At 40.0% G+C, this 1266-nt stretch carries 1 protein-coding gene; it reads right to left on the bottom strand.

Annotation, left to right across the window (positions count from 1 at the left end):
• Positions 1-1266 (bottom strand): AMP-dependent synthetase/ligase (locus AC1DPQ_RS28065; RefSeq protein ID WP_477611612.1); only part of this gene is annotated, 1266 nt, incomplete at both ends.

The raw sequence follows: 1266 nt of genomic DNA, 5'->3' as shown, positions 1-1266 counted from the left end.
GGATTACGCTTGATCTTAAAGTTTTTAATGCGCTCAAATTTGGCCAGCTCATTCGAGATTTTTTTAATATCCTGTTCCATCCAATCTATAATTTCCTGATCGCGGATAAAAGGATCAGCCTCTTCAAAAAACGATGGTTTGAGTTTAAAGGTCTCTTCTAAAGTTTCTTTGTTCGGGATAATAATTGCTGTAATAAACTCACGTTTATCTCCGATTAAAAAAAGCTGATCAATTTTTGGGCTTTTCAGGTAAATGTTTTCTACCGGGGTAGGGTAAACATTTTTGCCATAAGCATTTACGATCATGTTTTTTAAACGGTCGGTGATCTGTAAATTACCTTTATAAAAACGGCCAATATCTCCGGTATGGAACCACATGTCTTTATCTATCGCTTCGGCTGTTTCTGCTGGTTTGTTAAAGTAACCTTTCATTACACAGTGACCGCGTACAATTACTTCACCTTCGGCGCATTCAAATTCTTCGTTAAAAGTATTGTGTGTCTGGATACTGAGCATTTCTTTAGTTTCGACATCTTGTATACCCACTTCAATTCCTGGAATTACGCGGCCAACAGTGCCATAAACCTGCCTGTGGTATTCGGTAACCGACATTACGGGCGAAGTTTCTGTTAAGCCAAATCCTTCTAATATCTTAATGCCCAGATCGCCAAAAAATTCACCCACATTTTTAGGTAGGGCGGCACCGCCCGAAATCATAAACTTTAAACGGCCACCTGTTTTTTCTTTGATTTTACTAAAAACCAGTTTCTCTGCTATTCCCTTTTTGGCTGATAAAATGAAGCCTGGATTTTTGCCAGCTTCTTTAGCTAAACGATATTTGTTACCAGTTTCTAAGGCCCAGGTAAATATTTTTGCTTTTGTACCTCCACCAGCAGTTCCTCCTTTTATCGCTTTATCGTGTATGCGTTCTAAAAGGCGCGGAACGCAGCTCATTACGGTAGGACGAACTTCGCCCATATTTTTGGCCAATAGCTCTAAACTTTGGGCAAATGCAATTTTACAGCCTTGTGCGCAACAAACATGGTAGGTTGCTGTACGCTCGAATACGTGCGATAGCGGTAGAAAAGAAAGAAAAGTTTCCGTTTGATCGATCACAGGGATCTGTTGCAAGCAAACCTCCACATTCTTAACAAAGTTATAATGGGTAAGCATTACACCTTTTGGGGTTCCTGTTGTTCCCGAGGTGTAAATTAAAGAGGAAACATCGTCAGGTAAAACCAAACTTCTGCATTGGTCAATGTCAGCC

The organism is Pedobacter sp. 01T416_2 (assembly GCF_056398925.1).
Note: the sequence above shows the minus strand (reverse complement) of the source record. Positions and strands in the feature narration are given on the sequence as shown.